We start from the raw sequence: 16186 nt of genomic DNA on the forward strand, positions 1-16186 counted from the left end.
CCGTCCTCGAAGCGCAGCTGGATTACCCGCAGGGCAATTTCAGCCTCGCCGGCGTTTGAGGCGCGGGGGTTCGGGGGCGGAGCCCCCGACAGCGGCGCCGCAGAGGTGCACGGACGGTCACCGGAACGGGTGAGGGGGGTACCCGGTGAACCGGATACCCCCCTCCAGGCAGCTACGGGCGCTACGCGCCCCGGAGCACCGCGCCCGTCCGCTCGCCCGCGAGGGCAACGGCGGCGTCGCGCGCAGCCGTCGACTCCTCGGCAGTCAGCGTCCGGTCCGCCGCGCGGAAGCGCAGCGCGTACGCCAGGGACTTCTTGCCCTCGCCCACCTGCTCGCCGGTGAACACGTCGAACAGCCGCAGGGATTCGAGCAGCGGCCCCGCGCCCTTGCGCAGCGCTGCCTCCACCGCCGATGCCGGTACGGACGCGTCCACGATCAGCGCGACGTCCTGGGTCGCCACCGGGAAGGAGGAGATCCGGGGCGCCTGGAGGGCCTCGCCGCCGGCCGCCGCGAGGCGGTCCAGGTCGAGCTCCATCGCGCTGGTGCGGGCCGGCAGGCCCATCGCCTTGACCACGCGCGGGTGCAGCTCACCGGCGTGGCCGATGACCGTCTCCACCCCGTCCAGGGTGACGAGCAGCTCGGCGCACCGGCCCGGGTGCCACGGGCCGTACTGGCCCTGGCGGACCACCAGCTCGGCACCGGCCTCGACGGCCAGCGCACGCGCCGCCTGCACCGCGTCCGCCCAGTCGGCCGGACGGCCCTTGCCCCACCAGCCGGCCTGCTCGCGTGCACCGGCCAGCACGACCGCGGCGTACCGCGGCTGCGCGGGCAGGGCCGCGTTCAGGGTGGCGATCTCCTCGTCCGTGGGACGCCGGTCGACGGGCAGCCGTACGGCGACACCCGGCTGGGCGCCGGCCCGGAAGACGGAACCGGTCTCGAAGAGCGCGAGGTCGTGGCTGCCCCGGCTGTCGTTGCGGCGCAGCGCGCCGAGCAGACCCGGCAGCAGCGTGGTGCGCAGCGCCGGCTCCTCCTCGGAGATCGGGTTGACCAGCTTGACGACCTGGCGGCTCGCGTCGTGCGCGGGCAGCTGGAGCTGGTCGAAGACGCCCTCGCCGATGAACGGGTAGCTGAGCGCCTCGACGTAGCCCGCCCCGGCCAGCGCACGGCCGACGCGGCGGTGCAGCTGCTGCCGGGCGGTCAGACCGCGGCCGGAGGGCACCTGCGGGAGGGTGGACGGGAGGTTCCCGTAGCCCTCCAGCCGGATGACCTCTTCGGCGAGGTCGTTGGGCTCGGCGAGGTCGGGCCGCCACGAGGGGACGGTGACGACGAGCTCGTCCTGGCCGTAGACGTCGCAGCCGATCTCCTGGAGGCGGCGCACGACGGTCTCGCGGCCGTACTCCATGCCCGCGACCCGGTCCGGGTGGTCCGCGGCCATCGCGATGGTGCGCGGGGCGCCCGGGGCGGCGACCTCGGTGACGCCGGCCTCGGCGGTGCCGCCCGCGAGCAGCACGAGCAGGTCGACGGTCCGCTGCGCGGCCGCGGCGGCGGCCTGCGGGTCGACGCCGCGCTCGAAGCGCTTGGACGCCTCGGAGGACAGCTTCAGACGGCGGGCGGTGCGCGAGATCGACACGGAGTCGAAGTGCGCGGCCTCGATGACGACGTCCGTGGTGCCGGTGACGGCGCCCGTCTCGGGGTCGGTGACGGAGTCGGCGATCTCGGTGTTGGCGCCGCCCATGACACCGGCGAGCCCGATCGGGCCGCTGTTGTCGGTGATCACCAGGTCCTCGGCGTCGAGCGTGCGCTTGACGCCGTCGAGGGTGGTGAACTTCTCGCCCTGCTCGGCGCGGCGGACGCCGATGGTGCCCTCGATCCGCGAGCGGTCGTAGGCGTGCAGCGGCTGGCCGAGCTCGAGCATCACGTAGTTGGTGACGTCGACGGCGAGCGAGATCGGGCGCATGCCCGCCTTCTGCAGGCGGCGGGTCAGCCAGATCGGGGAGCGCGCGTCGGGGTCGAGACCGGTGACGGTGCGCGCGGTGAAGCGGTCGCAGCCGGACGGGTCGTCGATCTTCACCGGGTAGCCGTACGAGTTCGGCGCCGGGACGTCGAGCAGCGCCGGGTCGCGCAGCGGCAGGCCGTACGCGGTCGCCACCTCGCGGGCGACACCGCGCATGGACATGCAGTAGCCGCGGTCCGGGGTGATGTCGATGTCGAGGACCTCGTCCACGAGCTCGAGCAGCTCGATCGCGTCGGTGCCGACCTCGTGCTCGGGCGGCAGCACGATGATGCCGTGCCCGCCGTCGTCGCCCATGCCCAGCTCGTCGCCGGAGCAGATCATGCCGTGCGAGGTGCGGCCGTACGTCTTGCGCGAGGCGATCGCGAAGTCGCCGGGCAGCACGGCGCCGGGCAGGACCACGACGACCTTGTCGCCGACGGAGAAGTTCCGGGCGCCGCAGACGATCTCCTGCGGCTCGCCGGTGTCGTTGGCCCGGCCGACGTCGACCGTGCAGAAGCGGATCGGCTTGCGGAAGCCCTCGAGCTCCTCGATGGTCAGCACCTGGCCGACGACGAGGGGGCCCCTCAGGCCGCCGCCGCCGAGCGGCACGACGGTCTCGACCTCGAGGCCGGCGTCGACCAGCTTGGCGGCCACGTCACGGCCGGTCTCGCCCGCGGGGAGGTCTACGTACTCCCGCAGCCAGGAAAGCGGGACGCGCATCAGATCTCACTCCCGAACGGCCGGGTGAAACGAACGTCACCCTCGACCATGTCTCGCATGTCTTCGACGTTGTGGCGGAACATCAGCATCCGCTCGATTCCGAACCCGAAGGCGAACCCGCTGTACTTCTCGGGGTCCACACCGCAGGCGATGAGCACCTTGGGGTTGACCATGCCGCAGCCGCCCAGCTCGATCCAGCCCTCGCTGGAGCAGGTACGGCACGGGCGGTCGGGGTTGCCCACCGACTCGCCGCGGCACACGTAGCACTGCATGTCCATCTCGGCGGACGGCTCGGTGAAGGGGAAGAAGTGCGGGCGCAGGCGCGTGGTGGTGCCCTCGCCGAACAGCTCCTGGACCATGTGGTCCATGGTGCCCTTGAGGTCGGCCATCGTCAGGCCCTCGTCCACGGCGAGCAGCTCGACCTGGTGGAAGACGGGGGTGTGCGTCGCGTCGAGCTCGTCGGTGCGGTACACGCGGCCCGGGCAGACGATGTAGACGGGGGGCTTGCGCTCCAGCAGCGAGCGCGCCTGCACCGGGGAGGTGTGGGTGCGCAGCACGACGCCCGACTCGTCGCCCTCGGTGCCTTCCGGGCCCCGGACGAAGAAGGTGTCCTGCATCTGGCGCGCCGGGTGGTCGGGCGTGAAGTTCAGGGCGTCGAAGTTGAACCACTCCGCCTCGACCTCGGGGCCCTCGGCGACTTCGTACCCCATGGCCACGAAGATGTCCGCGATGCGGTCCATCAGCGTGGTCAGGGGGTGCCGGGCGCCGGCGGGAACGCGGTCGTAAGGCAGCGTGACGTCCACGGCCTCCTCGACCAGCACCCGCTCGTCGCGCTCGGCTTCCAGGGCGACGGTGCGGGCTCCGAACGCCTTGTTCACCGCCCCGCGGGCCTGGCCCATGCGCTTGCCGACCTCGGCCTTGGCCTGGGGCGGCAGGGCGCCGATCTCGCGGTTGGCGAGCGCCAGGGGCGAGCGGTCGCCCATGTGCGCGGTCTTCGCCTCACGCAGCGCGTCGAGGTCGCCGGCGGCCGCGAAGGCGGCGAGCGCCTCGTCCCGCATGCGCTCGATCTCTTCCGGTTTCAGTGCCTCGACCTCGACAGGGTCGTACGACTTGTTCGGTGCCGACATCTCTTCCCGTACTTCCGATGGCTGGCTGGTGGGTCCCCGTACGACTCGATCGGCACAAGGACAACACAAAGGTGCCAAAGGACGAGTCTAAAGGTCGCCGGGGGTGAAGGAGCCCGTGGGCCGCCTGGCAAGACTCTCCGCAGTGCTACTGCGTGAGGTAGGCCGGGGCGCTCACGGGCAGGATAAATCGGAACTCGGCCCCGCCGCCGGGGCCCCGGCCGACCGTGATGGTGCCGCCGTGGGCCTCCACGATTCCCTTGACGATGTACAGGCCCAAGCCGGTGCCGCCGCGCTTGCTCCCCCGCCAGAAGCGGGTGAAGACGCGGCTCATCGACTCCTCGGGGATCCCGGGACCTTCGTCGGTCACGGTGACGGCGGTTCCCTTCTCGTGCGGCGTTACGTCGATGGTGACCGTTCCCTCTCCGTGTCGCACCGCATTTTCGAGGAGGTTGCCGAGGATCTGGTCGATCTTGTCCGGGTCGGCCCACAGGTCGGGGAGCGGGCGGCCGACGCTCACGAGGAACCTCCCGGGTTCCTGTCCGTTCGCGGTCAGCGCCTGCACGTGGCGGCCGACGGCAGTGGCGATGTCCACCGGCTGGCGGCGGACCTCCAGCCGGCCGGAGTCGATCCGGGAAATGTCCAGGAGCTCCGCGATCAGCCGGGTGACCCGGTTCGCGTCGGCGTCGACGGTCTCCAGCATCAGCCGCTTCTGGTCGTCGGTGAACCGCTCCCATTTGGCGAGCAGGGTCGCCGTGAAGCCCTTGACCGAGGTCAGCGGCGAGCGCAGCTCGTGGGCGACGGTCGCGATCAGCTCGGCGTGGCTGCGCTCGGTGCGGCGGCGGGCCTCGGTGCCGCGCAGGGTGACGACGAGGCGGCGCAGCGGGCCGGTGGGGTGGCTGCGCACGTAGTTGGCCGATACGAGCACCTCGCGGCCGCCGGGGAGCAGCAGGTTCCGCTCGGGCTGCCCGCGCCGGGTGGCGAGGCCCCCGTACGGGTCGGTCAGCGCCCACCAGCGGCGCCCTTCGAGGTCCTCCAGCGGGAGCGCCCGCTCGATGCGGCTTCCGAGGGCCTCGTGCGGGGCGATGCCGGTGATGCGTGTGGCGGCCCGGTTGAAGCAGACGACCCGCCCGGTGTCGTCGGCGACGACGAGCCCGTCCGGCAGATCGTCGGGGTCGAGCCCGGGCGAGGCCGGTGCGTGCTCGCGGCCGCGCGCGGGCTCCGCGGCCCGGAGCGGTACGCCGCGCGGCCCCGCGGCCGCGGCCGGGGTTTCGGGGGCGTCCCGGAACCGCTCCTCGGCCGCGCGCGCGGCCTCCGGTGAGCTGTTCGTACCGACGGTCATGTCCCCGTACCCCACATCTCCGAGTAGCGCAGTGGGCCCCCGGGCCGCCACATTACTAGCTGGGGGTCACGGAGCGGCACCCTCCGGGCGCCCGCTGTGCACGCGCGGAGGCGTAGAGGCACACGGCGGCGGCCGTCGCGAGGTTCAGGCTCTCCGCCTTGCCGTGGATCGGGACCCGTACGACGGCGTCCGCGAGCGCCCGCGTCTCCTCCGGCAGGCCCCACGCCTCGTTGCCGAAGACCCAGGCCGAGGGGGTGCCCATGGTGCCCGCGTCCAGCTCGGCGTCCAGGTCGTCCTCACCGGCGCCGTCCGCGGCGAGGATCCGTACGCCCACAGCGCGCAGGCCCTCGACGGCCTGCTCCACCGGGACGCCGACCGCCACCGGCAGGTGGAAGAGGGAGCCCACGGAGGCCCGTACGGACTTGGGGTTGTACAGGTCCACGGAGGCGTCGGTCAGGATCACGGCGTCGGCGCCGGCGGCGTCCGCGCAGCGCAGCACCGTCCCGGCGTTGCCGGGGTCGCGGACGTGCGCGAGGACGGCGACGAGCTTGGGCTGCGCCTTGAGGATCTCCTCGAAGGGCGAGTCGAGGAAGTGGCATACCCCGACGAGGCCCTGCGGGGTGACGGTCTGCGAGACCTCGGCGAGCACCTCGTCGGAGGCGTAGTGCACGCGCGCCCCGGCCAGCAGGGCGGCCTCGACGATGTCCGCGTAGCGCTCGGCGGCCTCGACGGTGGCGAACAGCTCGATCAGGGTCGACGCGCCCCCGGCTCCGCGGTGCTCGACGGCCTCGCGGACCGCCTGGGGGCCCTCGGCGATGAACCGGCGCTCCTTGGTGCGGAAGTTGCGCCGCGCCAGGCGCCTGGCGGCGGCCACCCGCGGGGAACGGGGGGAGATCAGCTCGTCGGGGTGACCCATGGTGTCTGCGGTTCTCTTTCGAAGTTCCGGGGCTGCGGGGCTGCTGGGCTGCGGGAAGCCCGCTGGGGAAAGCACACGGACCCGCAGGCGAATGCCTGCGGGTCCGTGGGGGCCGGCCGCGTCAGAGCGGGCCGGCTAGCCCTTAGGCAGCAACCTTGGGGGCGTTGACGTCGGCCGGGAGGGCCTTCTGCGCGACCTCGACCAGCGCGGCGAACGCGTTGGCGTCGTTGACGGCCAGCTCGGCGAGGATCTTGCGGTCCACCTCGATGTTGGCGGCCTTCAGACCCTGGATGAGGCGGTTGTACGTCATGCCGTTCTGGCGGGCAGCGGCGTTGATGCGCTGGATCCACAGCTGACGGAAGTCGCCCTTGCGCTTCTTGCGGTCGTTGAAGTTGTAGACCAGCGAGTGGGTGACCTGCTCCTTGGCCTTGCGGTACAGGCGCGAACGCTGACCGCGGTAGCCGGAGGCCGCCTCGAGGATCGCCCGGCGCTTCTTGTGGGCGTTTACTGCCCGCTTGACGCGTGCCACTTTTTACTCCTTGTAGCGGGGCCGTGGGTGTCTTCACACGGCCCGAATTCGATGGGGTCCCGGTCTTGACGCTCATCCGCTCCCGGCAGGGGAGCGGAGAGCATCACTTGCCGAGAAGCTTCTTGATCTTCGCGGCGTCGCCGGGGGCCATCTCCGCGTTGCCGGTCAGGCGGCGGGTGACACGGGACGACTTGTGCTCGAGCAGGTGGCGCTTGCCGGCGCGCTCGCGGAGCACCTTGCCGGAGCCGGTGACCTTGAAGCGCTTCTTGGTACCGCTGTGCGTCTTGTTCTTCGGCATAGCGCCGTTATCTCCTCGTCGGTGGCGCTCCCTCGCCGGTCCGGAAAGGACCGGCGAGCAGGAACGTCATGTTGTGTCGGGTGATTCGAGACAGGCTGCCTCGGAATCAGGCCTCGGCGTTCGCCTCGTCGGCGGCGGCCTCGGTGACCTCGGCATCCTCGGTGGCGGTCGCCTCGACCGGGGCGGCCTCCTCGGAAGGAGCCTCCTCGTCGGTGGCGACGACACCCTGGCGCTCCGCCTTGCGGGCGGCCTGCGCCTCGCGGGCTTCGGCCATGGCCTCGGTCTTCTTCTTGTGCGGACCGAGAACCATGATCATGTTTCGGCCGTCCTGCTTCGGGTTCGACTCGATGAAGCCGAGCTCCTCGACGTCCGAAGCGAGACGCTGCAGCAGTCGGTAGCCGAGTTCCGGCCGGGACTGCTCGCGACCGCGGAACATGATCGTGATCTTGACCTTGTCGCCCTGCTTGAGGAACCGAACGACGTGACCCTTCTTGGTGTCATAGTCGTGCGGGTCGATCTTCGGCCGGAGCTTCATTTCCTTGATGACCGTGTGCGCCTGGTTCTTGCGCGCCTCACGGGCCTTCATGGCCGACTCGTACTTGAACTTGCCGTAGTCCATGAGCTTGCAGACCGGCGGGCGTGCGGAGGCCGCTACCTCGACCAGGTCGAGGTCGTACTCCTGTGCGAGCTCAAGCGCCTTGGCAAGCGGCACGATGCCGACCTGCTCACCGCTGGGACCGACGAGTCGAACCTCGGGAACGCGAATCCGGTCGTTGATGCGGGGCTCGGTGCTGATGGATCCTCCTCGGTAGCACCACACGACTGCCTGGCAGACAGCCGCTGACGTGTATTTCCGTCAGACCGACCGCAGCGGGAGAATCAAAAAAGCCCCGCCGGGCACAGGCAGGGGCTCCAAAACAACCGGAGCACCATCGCGTGCGAACCGCGGGGCGCAATATCGGGCAGCTTTCCATCGTCCGTACGGAACGATGGATGCCGCCTGACCGGTGACCTGCCTCCCCGGAGGGTGGTCAGGTGGGAGAATCGGAGCCTCCACTTGTGGGCCGGGCACGCAGGTGTCCGGCCGGTCGAAGTACATACTAGCACCGTGCGTACGGGGCCGCTCGACGGCCTATCGTGGTCCGCATGACTGACGCGACGCCCTCCGCTTCCACCGACGCCCCCGACTACGACGACCTGACCCGCGACATCGCGGAAGTACCGGCCGTCGAGGTCATCACCACGGTGGCCGTGCACCTGCTGAGCGCCGCGGCGGTCAACCTGGGGCTGGACAAGCCGGACTCCGAGCACAAGGACCTCGACGAGGCCCGCAAGCTGATCAACGCCCTGGCCGGTCTGGTGACCGCCAGCGCCACCGAGATCAGCTCCTTCCACGCCGCACCGCTGCGCGACGGCCTGAAGTCGCTCCAGCTCGCCTTCCGCGAGGCCTCGATCGTCCCGGACGAGCCGGGCCAGGGCCCTGGCGAGAAGTTCACCGGTCCCGTCTACGCCTGATCCGCACGCCCGTAACGCCCGTACGCCCGTACGCGAAAGGGGCCTGGCCCGCCGGAACGTTCCGGCGGGCCAGGCCCCTTTCGTCGTTCAGCGGCTGAACAGCGGCTGCCCCGGCGGCACCGGCCCGTCGGCCGGCAGCAGCGCCAGGTCCAGCCCGCGCACCAGGCGGGCCCGCAGGGTCTCGTCCGCCGCGAGGGCCTGCGCGACCCGGCGCGCGGCCGCGGGCGCCTGCGCGTCGGCGGCCAGCACCACGGCCAGGGTGCCGTCCGCGTCGGCGCCGCCCCGGCCGAGGTGGGCCCGGAGCACCGCCGGCTCCGCCGCGACCGCGGCCCGTACGGCCTCCCGTACGGCGGGATCGGCCAGCGGGTCCGCGTCGGTGCGGCCCTCGGCGAGCGCGAGCAGCGCGGCGCCGGTCAGCTGGTAGGTGACGGGGCCGGCCAGGTCCAGGACGACCGTGTCGGCCTTCTCGTGGGCGGCGGCCGCCAGGGCCTGGTGCAGGGGGACGGCCACCGGCCGGGCCGCGGGGTCCCAGAGCGCGAGCGAGGCGGTCGAGGTGAAGGCCGGCAGGGCCCGCCGGTCGCCCGCCCGCAGCGTCGGGACGGCCATGTCGCTGGTCTTCTCCCGCTTGAGCCCGGTCTCCGGGTCGGTCTCCACCTCGCCGAGCACGGCGACGACCGGGACCAGCAGGCGCGCGCCCTTGAGCGCCGCCAGCACCTCGGGCTCCTTGGCCCGGTCCTCGGACCAGGCGGCCAGGGCCGCGGTCAGCCGGGGATCGGCGGAGCCGTCGTCGTCGGAGAAGCCCGGGTCGGGAATGTTCTTGTTCGCCACTTACGCCACTTGTCCCACGTTCGCCTCGTTCGCCACAGTGCTCCGACCCTACTGTGCGGCGTGCGCGTCCCGTCCCCGGGTGCCGCGGCGCGGGCGGCGGGCCAGTACGACGGCCAGCGCGAGCAGCCCCGCCCCCGCGACCGCCGCCGCCGGCGCGCCGAGCCGTGCGGCGCGCTCGGGCGGGCGGACCGGGTCGGGGCCGGAGCCGAAGTAGGCCCGCTGGGCCGGGACGGGGGCGGGCACCGCCGGCTGCGGGCGCATCGCCTCCGCCTGCTGGAGGGCGGCGGCCGGGTCCACCATCCCGTGGCCGCGGGAGTCGTCGCGGCCGCCGGCCGGGGAGTCGGAGGCGGTGTCCTCCAGCAGCTTCTTGATCTGGGCCGGGGACAGGTCCGGGTGCGCGGCCTTGACCAGGGCCGCGGCGCCGGACACGAAGGCCGACGCGGCGCTGGTGCCCCAGCCCTCGTAGTAGGAGCGGTCCGGGTCGGCGATGACCACGTCCACGCCGGGGGCGCTGACGGTGGCGTACCAGTTGCGGGTGGAGAACTTCGCCTTCCTGCCGCGGCGGTCGACGGCGGTGACCGCGATCACGCCCGGGTAGGCGGCCGGGTAGGAGACGCGGTCGCCGCTCTCGCCGCCGTTGCCCGCGGAGGCGACCACCACCACGCCCTTGGACAGGGCGTACTGGACGGCTTCGTCCTCTCCCGCCTCGTGGTGGGCGGAGTCGCTGTCGTCGCCGAGAGACAGGTTGATCACGTCGGCGCCGTGGTCGGCAGCCCAGCGGATGCCCTCGGCGAGGGCGCCGCCCTTGGATTCGCGGGCCTGGGCGCGGCCCGGGTCGCCCTCCTCCAGGATCACCCGGACCGGCAGGATCTTCGCCTGTGGGGCGACGCCGAGCACGCCCTGGCTCCGGTTGGGGCCGTGGCCGTGCCCGGCGATGATGCTCGCCATCGCGGTGCCGTGGCGGGCCCAGGCGCGGTCGCCCCGCCCGGCGCCCATGCCGACGAGGTCGGTGCCGGGTAGGACCTGGCCGGCGAGGTCGGGGTGGGAGTCGTCGACCCCGGTGTCCAGGACGGCGACGGTGACCCCGTCGCCGCGGGTGGTGCCCCAGGCCTCCTCGGCGCGCAGCGCCAGCAGGCCCCACTCGCGGTCCCGGATGGTGTCGGCGGCGGCGGTGGGCGCGGTGGCGCCGGTCACGAGGAGGGCGGCGAGCGCGAGGGCGACCGTACGGCGGACGGCGCTCATCGGGTGGGCGCCGGCGTCGGCGGGGCCGTGAGGGTGCGCAGTGCGGCCGTGACCCGGCCCGCGAGGCCCTTGGCCTCGTGGCCGAGGCCGGCCCGGGCGGCGGGGCCCGCGGCGTCCTTCTTCATCAGGTCCTCGGCGGGGAGGGGGGCGTCCACGGAGCGGCCGTCGGCGAAGGCTGACACCGTGTAGAGCACGACGGGGGCGTCCGGGAGCACGGACGCGGTCCAGGCGGCGCGCTGTCCGTCGGCGAAGCCGTAGGCGGGCGGGGCGGGGAGCTGCCCGGTGAGCGCGGCCATCGCGGGGGCGTCGCCCGGGGTGAAGACCATGCCGACGGTGATCAGGGAGCTGCCGGTGGCGTCGGTGTAGGCGGCGCGGAGCACGCGGGTGCAGCCGGTGGCGGCCAGCGGGCGCTGCCAGTCGGCGGGCAGGGCCGCGGGGCACGCCTCGTCGGGGGCCAGGGCGATCCGGGTCCAGCTGCGGTCCGCGCCGCCGGGGCCGGCCGCGGGGCCGGCGAGGACGGGCGGGAGGAGGCTGTCCACGGGGCTGGAGTGCCACAGCGACCCGGCCTTGCGGTAGGCGGCCTCATCGGACGGCGCCCGGTGCGTGGCGCGGTGCTCGGACCAGGCGGTGAGGCCGGCGCCGGCAACGAGGCCGGTCCCCAGGACCGCGCAGAGCGCCGCGGCGAGCACCCGGGCGGGGCTGCGGCGCGAGTGGGCGGCCGGGGGCTGGTCAGGGTCGGGCTGGGCCGTGAACGCGGTCCGCGGTGTCGTCGTGGTCATCCGGCGGCTCCGCCCCCCGTTCTGTACGGCTGCCTGCCCGTACTCTACGGGGTTCGCCCGCGATCACCCGCCCCGCCTGGGCGCACCCCGCCCCCGGAACCCCTACCCACCGGTACACACCTCTGGCAAGCTGCCGCCATGTCTTCCGACCGGGCCCGGTACGACCGGGCGACCGCGCACCTTGACGCGCCCCTGGCCATCGTGGATCTCGAGGCGTTCGACGCCAACGCCGACGACCTGGTCCGGCGGGCGGGCGGGAAGCCGGTGCGCGTGGCCAGCAAGTCCGTGCGCTGCCGGGCGCTGCTGGAACGCGTACTGGCGCGGCCCGGGTTCGCCGGAATCATGTCGTACACCCTGGCGGAGTCGATCTGGCTGGCCCGGGCGGGGTTCGAGGACGTGCTGCTCGCCTATCCGTCCGTCGACCGGGCCGCGTTCGCGGAGCTGGCCGGGGACGCCAAGCTCGCCGCCGCCGTGACGGTGATGGTGGACGATCCCGCGCAGCTGGAGCTGATCGACGCGGCCCGCGGGGGCGGCTCCGAGGAGATCCGGGTCTGCCTGGAGCTGGACACCGCGCTGCACCTGTTCGGCGGGCGGGTCCGGGTCGGGGCGCGGCGCTCGCCGCTCAGGGAGCCCGGGCAGCTGGCGGAGCTGGCGCGGGTGGTGGGCGCGCGGCCCGGGTTCCGGGTGGTCGGGCTGATGGCGTACGAGGGCCACGTCGCCGGGGTCGGGGACTCCCTGGCCGGGCGCCCGGTCCGCTCGCGGGCGATCCGGCTGATGCAGGGCGCGGCCCGCAAGGAGCTGGCCGCGCGGCGGGCCGCGGTGGTGCGGGCGGTGCGCGAGGTGGTCCCGGACCTGGAGTTCGTCAACGGGGGCGGGACGGGGAGCGTCGCGGAGACCGCCGCCGAGGGCGCGGTGACCGAGATCGCCGCCGGGTCGGGGCTGTACCTGCCGCGGCTGTTCGACAACTACACGACCTTCAGCGGGCGTCCGGCGGCCCTGTTCGCGCAGCCGGTGGTGCGGCGGCCCGGGGTGGGCGTGGTGACCGTGCTGGGCGGCGGGTATCCGGCCTCCGGGGCGGCCGGGGCCGACCGCTCGCCGGTGCCGTACCTGCCTCAGGGGCTGCGCTACGACCCCCAGGAGGGCGCCGGGGAGGTCCAGACCCCGCTGCTGGGCAGCCCGGCCGACGACCTGCTGATCGGCGACCGGGTCTGGTTCCGGCACGCGAAGGCCGGTGAGCTGTGCGAGCGGTTCGACACCCTGCACTTCGTGGAGGGTGACCGGGTGACGGGCAGCGCGCCGACGTACCGCGGGGAAGGCAAGACCTTCCTCTAATAGACGGAGTCCGTCTGGTCAGGGATGACGCTCGCGTCGGAGCGCAGGACCGGGCCCTTCGTGCCGTCGTGGCCGACGTAGCCCGTCGTCGCGCACGGGTAGGGCGTGGTCTTCGGCGGCTTCGGCTCGATGAACATGGGGTTGACGATCCAGCGGCCGTCGCTGTTGTCGTACGCCCTGCACATCAGCTCGTTCTTGTTGCGGTTGACGACGAGCCGCAGGGCGGTCGCGTCGCGCAGGAACGAGATGTCGGTGTCGGAGTCCCCCGCCGCGAACACCTGGCGGCGGGCGGCCGGCTGGACCTTCTCGGCGTCCGCCCCGCGCACCCCGAAGATCTCCTTGTTGATCCAGCAGCGCTTGCCGTCGATGTACGTGATCATCGTGTCGGCGCCGTCCGCGACGGATCCGCAGCCCTGGAGGTGGGAGGTGAACTTCCCGCCGCGGGTGGTGGTGTTGCGGATGCCGATGACGTGGTCCGCGTCGATGCCCACGCCCTTGGCCCACACCTCGACGACCGGCTGCGGGGAGGCCGAGCTGATCCAGACGTCGAAGCCGGACTTCTGGAGGGTGTTGACGAGCTCCCGCTGCTGGTCGTAGTAGCGGACCCAGCCGGTGGCGGTGCCCGTGCCGACCTTCTGGGTGGCGCCGATGGGGGCGGCGAGATTCTCGGTGCGGGCGGCGGCGGCGAACCCGCGGATCTCGCGGGCCGTCCAGCCCTGCGTGAGCTGGGCCAGCCAGGAGTACGAGGGCTCGGTCGTGCGGCGGTCCCAGCCGGTGAAGGCGGCGGCGCCGGTACGGGTCGCGGCGGTGCCGTAGACGGCGTTGATCTCGTCGACGCAGCCGGCTCCCGCCGGGGTCCCGGTGGGCAGCGGGGCGCCGGGGCGGGCGAGGGCGGCGCGGTGCGGTGCGGTGGTAGGGAACTGCTCGCAGGTGCGTGCGAACAATGGCGCGTTAGCTCGATTGGGTGGTTGTCGGATTGGCGGCTTGCAACAGGTTGTACCGCGTCGGATAGCGTCGCTGGTGCGATCTGGGACGCCGGGTGCGGTGCCAGCGTGCGGGGCCCCTGCTCCACCAGCGAGATGGTTCAGGGCCTCCCCGTCGCCTCTGGCCGCGCCCACATGGCCAGATCGTGAGGGAACCGGACCTCCCGGAACGGACCACGCACAGGATGCGTGTCGCCGACCGGGTCGCGAAAGCCGGAACCCAGCGCGCCCAAGACCGTTCGGGGCGTGCCACCGCGCAGGACTTGCTCGTGCACAGTGGACAGGAACGGTCAGGAAGCGGCTGGTAGTGCTGCTCCTCGGGGGTGAAGGATATGGAACGGCCGGGCGCCTTGCGAGGCGCCCGGCCGTTTCCAAGCCGGGCCGGCTTACAGCGGGGTGACGTACGCCCCGGAGATGCCGCCGTCGACGAGGAAGTCGGTGGCGTTGATGAAGGAGGAGTCGTCGCTGGCGAGGAAGGCGACGGCAGCGGCGATCTCGGTGGGTTCGGCGAAGCGGCCGAGCGGGATGTGCACGAGGCGGCGGGCCGCGCGCTCCGGGTCCTTGGCGAACAGCTCCTGCAGGAGCGGGGTGTTCACCGGCCCCGGGCACAGGGCGTTGACGCGGATGCCCTCGCGGGCGAACTGCACGCCCAGTTCGCGGGACATGGCGAGGACGCCGCCCTTGGAGGCGGTGTAGGAGATCTGGGAGGTGGCGGCGCCCATGATGGCCACGAAGGACGCGGTGTTGATGATGGAGCCGCGGCCCTGGCGCTGCATGTAGGGCAGGGCGGCCTTGCAGCAGAGGTAGACGGAGGTGAGGTTGACGTCCTGGACCCGCTTCCAGGCCTCCAGGCCGGTGGTGAGGATCGAGTCGTCGTCCGGGGGCGAGATGCCCGCGTTGTTGAAGGCGATGTCGACGGAGCCGTAGGTGTCGAAGGCGACCTTGAAGAGGTTCTCGACCTCTTCGGGGTCGGTGACGTTCACCTTGACGAAGGTGCCGCCGACCTCCTCGGCGGCGGCCTTGCCGGCGGTCTCGTCGATGTCGCCGCAGACGACGTTGGCGCCCTCGGAGGCCAGGCGGCGGGCGGTGGCGAGGCCGATGCCGCTGCCGGCTCCGGTGATGACGGCGGTGCGGCCGACCAGGCGGCGGCAGACGATCTCTTCAGTGCTCTGGCTGGTCATGGTTCTCAGGCCTCCGTGCTGATGAAGACGTTCTTGGTCTCGGTGAAAGCGGTGAGGGCGTCGGGTCCGAGCTCGCGGCCGAGTCCGGACTGCTTGTAGCCGCCGAAGGGGGTCCAGTAGCGGACGCTGCTGTGGGAGTTGACGGACAGGTTGCCCGCGGCGACGGCGCGCGAGACGCGCAGCGCGCGGCCGATGTCGCGGGTCCAGAGGGAGCCGGACAGGCCGTACTCGGTCGCGTTGGCCAGGCGTACGGCGTCCTCCTCGTCCTCGAAGGGCAGGACGACGGCGACCGGGCCGAAGACCTCCTCGGCGGCGACGGGCGCGGTGGGGGCGACGTCGGTGACGAGGGTCGGCGGGTACCAGAAGCCGGGGCCCTCGGGGGCCTTGCCGCGGATGGCGGTGAGGTCACCGGTGACGTAGGACCGTACGCGCTCCAGCTGGGTGCGCGAGATGAGCGGGCCCATCTGGGTCTTCTCGTCGAGCGGGTCGCCCACGGCCACGGATTCGATGCCGGGCGCGACGAGTTCCAGGAACCGGTCGTAGACGGAGCGCTGGACGAGGATCCGGGTGCGGGCGCAGCAGTCCTGGCCGGTGTTGTCGAGGAAGGACATCGGGGCCGAGGCCGCCGCCGCCTCCAGGTCGGCGTCGGCGAAGACGATGTTGGGGCTCTTGCCGCCGAGTTCGAGGGTGACGCGCTTCACCCGGGCGGCGCACTTGGCCATGATCTGCTTGCCGACGCGGGTGGAGCCGGTGAAGACGATCTTGGCGACGCCGGGGTGCTCGACGAGCGCGTCGCCCGCGACCGCGCCGTGGCCGGGGAGCACCTGGAAGAGGTGCTCGGGGATCCCGGCTTCGAGGGCGAGTTCGGCGAGGCGCAGGGCCGTGAGGGGGGTGGTCTCGGCGGGCTTGAGGATGACGGCGTTGCCGGCGGCGAGGGCGGGGGCCAGGCCCCAGGCGGCGATCGGCATGGGGAAGTTCCAGGGGGCGATCACGCCGATGACGCCGAGGGGTTCGAGGAAGGTGACGTCGATGCCGCCGGCCACGGGGATCTGGCGGCCGGAGAGGCGTTCCACTCCCCCGGCGGCGAATTCGAGGAGGTCGCGTACGTTGCCGGCCTCCCAGCGGGCGTTGCCGATGGTGTGGCCGGCTTCGCGGACCTCCAGCTGGGCCAGTTCCTCGACGTGCGCGTCGACGACGGCGGCGAAGCGGCGCAGCAGCCGCGCCCGGTCCGCGGGGGCCGCCGCCGCCCAGGCTCGCTGGGCCGCGGCGGCCCGGGCGACGGCGGTGTCGACATCGTCCCGTGTGGCGGCCGGGACGATGGCGACGGTTTCCTCGGTGGCCGGATTCAGCACCTCTAGATCGAGGGGGGCCAGCACATCGGACACGTGGTGCCTCACAGTTTCG

The 16186-nt window shown here is 72.9% G+C and carries 15 protein-coding genes; 2 read left to right on the top strand and 13 right to left on the bottom strand.

The window, feature by feature from the left end:
• Positions 1-181 precede the first annotated feature (181 nt).
• The 7 genes from pheT to infC form a co-directional block, all read right to left on the bottom strand.
• Complete coding sequence (gene pheT, locus AB0O21_RS31855) at positions 182-2713, bottom strand: phenylalanine--tRNA ligase subunit beta (RefSeq protein WP_365176564.1); 2532 nt, start codon at positions 2711-2713, stop codon at positions 182-184.
• Positions 2713-3840 carry a phenylalanine--tRNA ligase subunit alpha gene (gene pheS / locus AB0O21_RS31860; protein ID WP_365176566.1) on the bottom strand — a complete coding sequence of 376 codons (1128 nt, stop codon included), beginning with the start codon at positions 3838-3840 and terminating at the stop codon, positions 2713-2715. Before pheS ends, pheT begins: the two co-directional genes overlap by 1 nt.
• Positions 3841-3985: 145 nt before the next feature.
• Positions 3986-5179: an ATP-binding protein gene (locus AB0O21_RS31865; protein ID WP_365176568.1), complete on the bottom strand. Its 1194-nt coding sequence runs from the start codon at positions 5177-5179 to the stop codon at positions 3986-3988.
• 55 nt (positions 5180-5234) lie between these two features.
• Entirely contained in the window at positions 5235-6095 is an 861-nt protein-coding gene (locus AB0O21_RS31870; protein ID WP_365176570.1) for an RNA methyltransferase, read from the bottom strand.
• A 142-nt stretch (positions 6096-6237) separates the two neighbouring features.
• A complete protein-coding gene (gene rplT, locus AB0O21_RS31875) occupies positions 6238-6624 on the bottom strand; it encodes a 50S ribosomal protein L20 (RefSeq protein ID WP_030157251.1) in 387 nt (128 codons plus the stop codon).
• A gap of 103 nt (positions 6625-6727) precedes the next feature.
• Positions 6728-6922 (bottom strand): 50S ribosomal protein L35, encoded by a 195-nt coding sequence (rpmI, locus tag AB0O21_RS31880; RefSeq protein ID WP_365176573.1) that lies wholly within the window; start codon positions 6920-6922, stop codon positions 6728-6730.
• Positions 6923-7028: 106 nt separating this feature from the next.
• On the bottom strand, positions 7029-7742 hold the full coding sequence (gene infC, locus AB0O21_RS31885; protein ID WP_365176575.1) for a translation initiation factor IF-3: 714 nt from the start codon (positions 7740-7742) through the stop codon (positions 7029-7031).
• Positions 7743-8068: 326 nt separating this feature from the next.
• On the opposite strand from infC, the gene AB0O21_RS31890 reads away from it, so the two are divergent.
• On the top strand, positions 8069-8437 hold the full coding sequence (locus AB0O21_RS31890; protein ID WP_365176577.1) for a DUF1844 domain-containing protein: 369 nt from the start codon (positions 8069-8071) through the stop codon (positions 8435-8437).
• Positions 8438-8524: 87 nt separating this feature from the next.
• Here AB0O21_RS31890 and AB0O21_RS31895 read toward each other — a convergent pair whose 3' ends face one another.
• The 3 genes from AB0O21_RS31895 to AB0O21_RS31905 are packed head-to-tail and all read right to left on the bottom strand — an operon-like array spanning position 8525 to position 11286.
• The gene (locus AB0O21_RS31895; protein ID WP_365176579.1) at positions 8525-9265 is read right to left on the bottom strand and encodes an SseB family protein; all 741 of its coding nucleotides are present in this window, start codon (positions 9263-9265) and stop codon (positions 8525-8527) included.
• Between the two features lie 48 nt (positions 9266-9313).
• Positions 9314-10507, bottom strand: coding sequence for a type VII secretion-associated serine protease mycosin (gene mycP / locus AB0O21_RS31900; RefSeq protein ID WP_365176581.1), 1194 nt, complete (start codon positions 10505-10507; stop codon positions 9314-9316).
• Entirely contained in the window at positions 10504-11286 is a 783-nt protein-coding gene (locus tag AB0O21_RS31905; RefSeq protein ID WP_365176583.1) for a hypothetical protein, read from the bottom strand. Before AB0O21_RS31905 ends, mycP begins: the two co-directional genes overlap by 4 nt.
• Positions 11287-11424: 138 nt before the next feature.
• Here AB0O21_RS31905 and AB0O21_RS31910 point away from each other — a divergent pair, with 138 nt between their 5' ends.
• Positions 11425-12618, top strand: a complete 1194-nt coding sequence (locus tag AB0O21_RS31910; RefSeq protein WP_365176585.1) for an amino acid deaminase/aldolase — start codon at positions 11425-11427, stop codon at positions 12616-12618.
• Here the strand turns inward: AB0O21_RS31910 and AB0O21_RS31915 are convergent.
• From AB0O21_RS31915 to AB0O21_RS31925, 3 genes are all read right to left on the bottom strand, one after another.
• Entirely contained in the window at positions 12615-13562 is a 948-nt protein-coding gene (locus tag AB0O21_RS31915) for a haloacid dehalogenase-like hydrolase (protein WP_365176587.1), read from the bottom strand. The genes AB0O21_RS31910 and AB0O21_RS31915 overlap by 4 nt on opposite strands.
• A 425-nt stretch (positions 13563-13987) precedes the next feature.
• Positions 13988-14782, bottom strand: a complete 795-nt coding sequence (locus tag AB0O21_RS31920) for a 3-oxoacyl-ACP reductase (protein ID WP_365176589.1) — start codon at positions 14780-14782, stop codon at positions 13988-13990.
• A 5-nt stretch (positions 14783-14787) separates the two neighbouring features.
• Positions 14788-16167, bottom strand: coding sequence for an aldehyde dehydrogenase family protein (locus AB0O21_RS31925; protein ID WP_365176591.1), 1380 nt, complete (start codon positions 16165-16167; stop codon positions 14788-14790).
• Between the last annotated feature and the right edge of the window lie 19 nt (positions 16168-16186).

The organism is Streptomyces sp. NPDC091371, from assembly GCF_040684275.1.
In the GTDB taxonomy this organism is placed as follows: Bacteria; Actinomycetota; Actinomycetes; order Streptomycetales; family Streptomycetaceae; genus Streptomyces.

What these genes read in the sequence shown, in the direction of transcription:
- pheT (WP_365176564.1), bottom strand. Translation starts at nt 2,713, where the DNA reads ATGCGCGTCCCGCTTTCCTGGCTGCGGGAGTACGTAGACCTCCCCGCG.
- pheS (WP_365176566.1), bottom strand. Translation starts at nt 3,840, where the DNA reads ATGTCGGCACCGAACAAGTCGTACGACCCTGTCGAGGTCGAGGCACTG.
- AB0O21_RS31865 (WP_365176568.1), bottom strand. Translation starts at nt 5,179, where the DNA reads ATGACCGTCGGTACGAACAGCTCACCGGAGGCCGCGCGCGCGGCCGAG.
- AB0O21_RS31870 (WP_365176570.1), bottom strand. Translation starts at nt 6,095, where the DNA reads ATGGGTCACCCCGACGAGCTGATCTCCCCCCGTTCCCCGCGGGTGGCC.
- rpmI (WP_365176573.1), bottom strand. Translation starts at nt 6,922, where the DNA reads ATGCCGAAGAACAAGACGCACAGCGGTACCAAGAAGCGCTTCAAGGTC.
- AB0O21_RS31890 (WP_365176577.1), top strand. Translation starts at nt 8,069, where the DNA reads ATGACTGACGCGACGCCCTCCGCTTCCACCGACGCCCCCGACTACGAC.
- mycP (WP_365176581.1), bottom strand. Translation starts at nt 10,507, where the DNA reads ATGAGCGCCGTCCGCCGTACGGTCGCCCTCGCGCTCGCCGCCCTCCTC.
- AB0O21_RS31905 (WP_365176583.1), bottom strand. Translation starts at nt 11,286, where the DNA reads ATGACCACGACGACACCGCGGACCGCGTTCACGGCCCAGCCCGACCCT.
- AB0O21_RS31910 (WP_365176585.1), top strand. Translation starts at nt 11,425, where the DNA reads ATGTCTTCCGACCGGGCCCGGTACGACCGGGCGACCGCGCACCTTGAC.
- AB0O21_RS31920 (WP_365176589.1), bottom strand. Translation starts at nt 14,782, where the DNA reads ATGACCAGCCAGAGCACTGAAGAGATCGTCTGCCGCCGCCTGGTCGGC.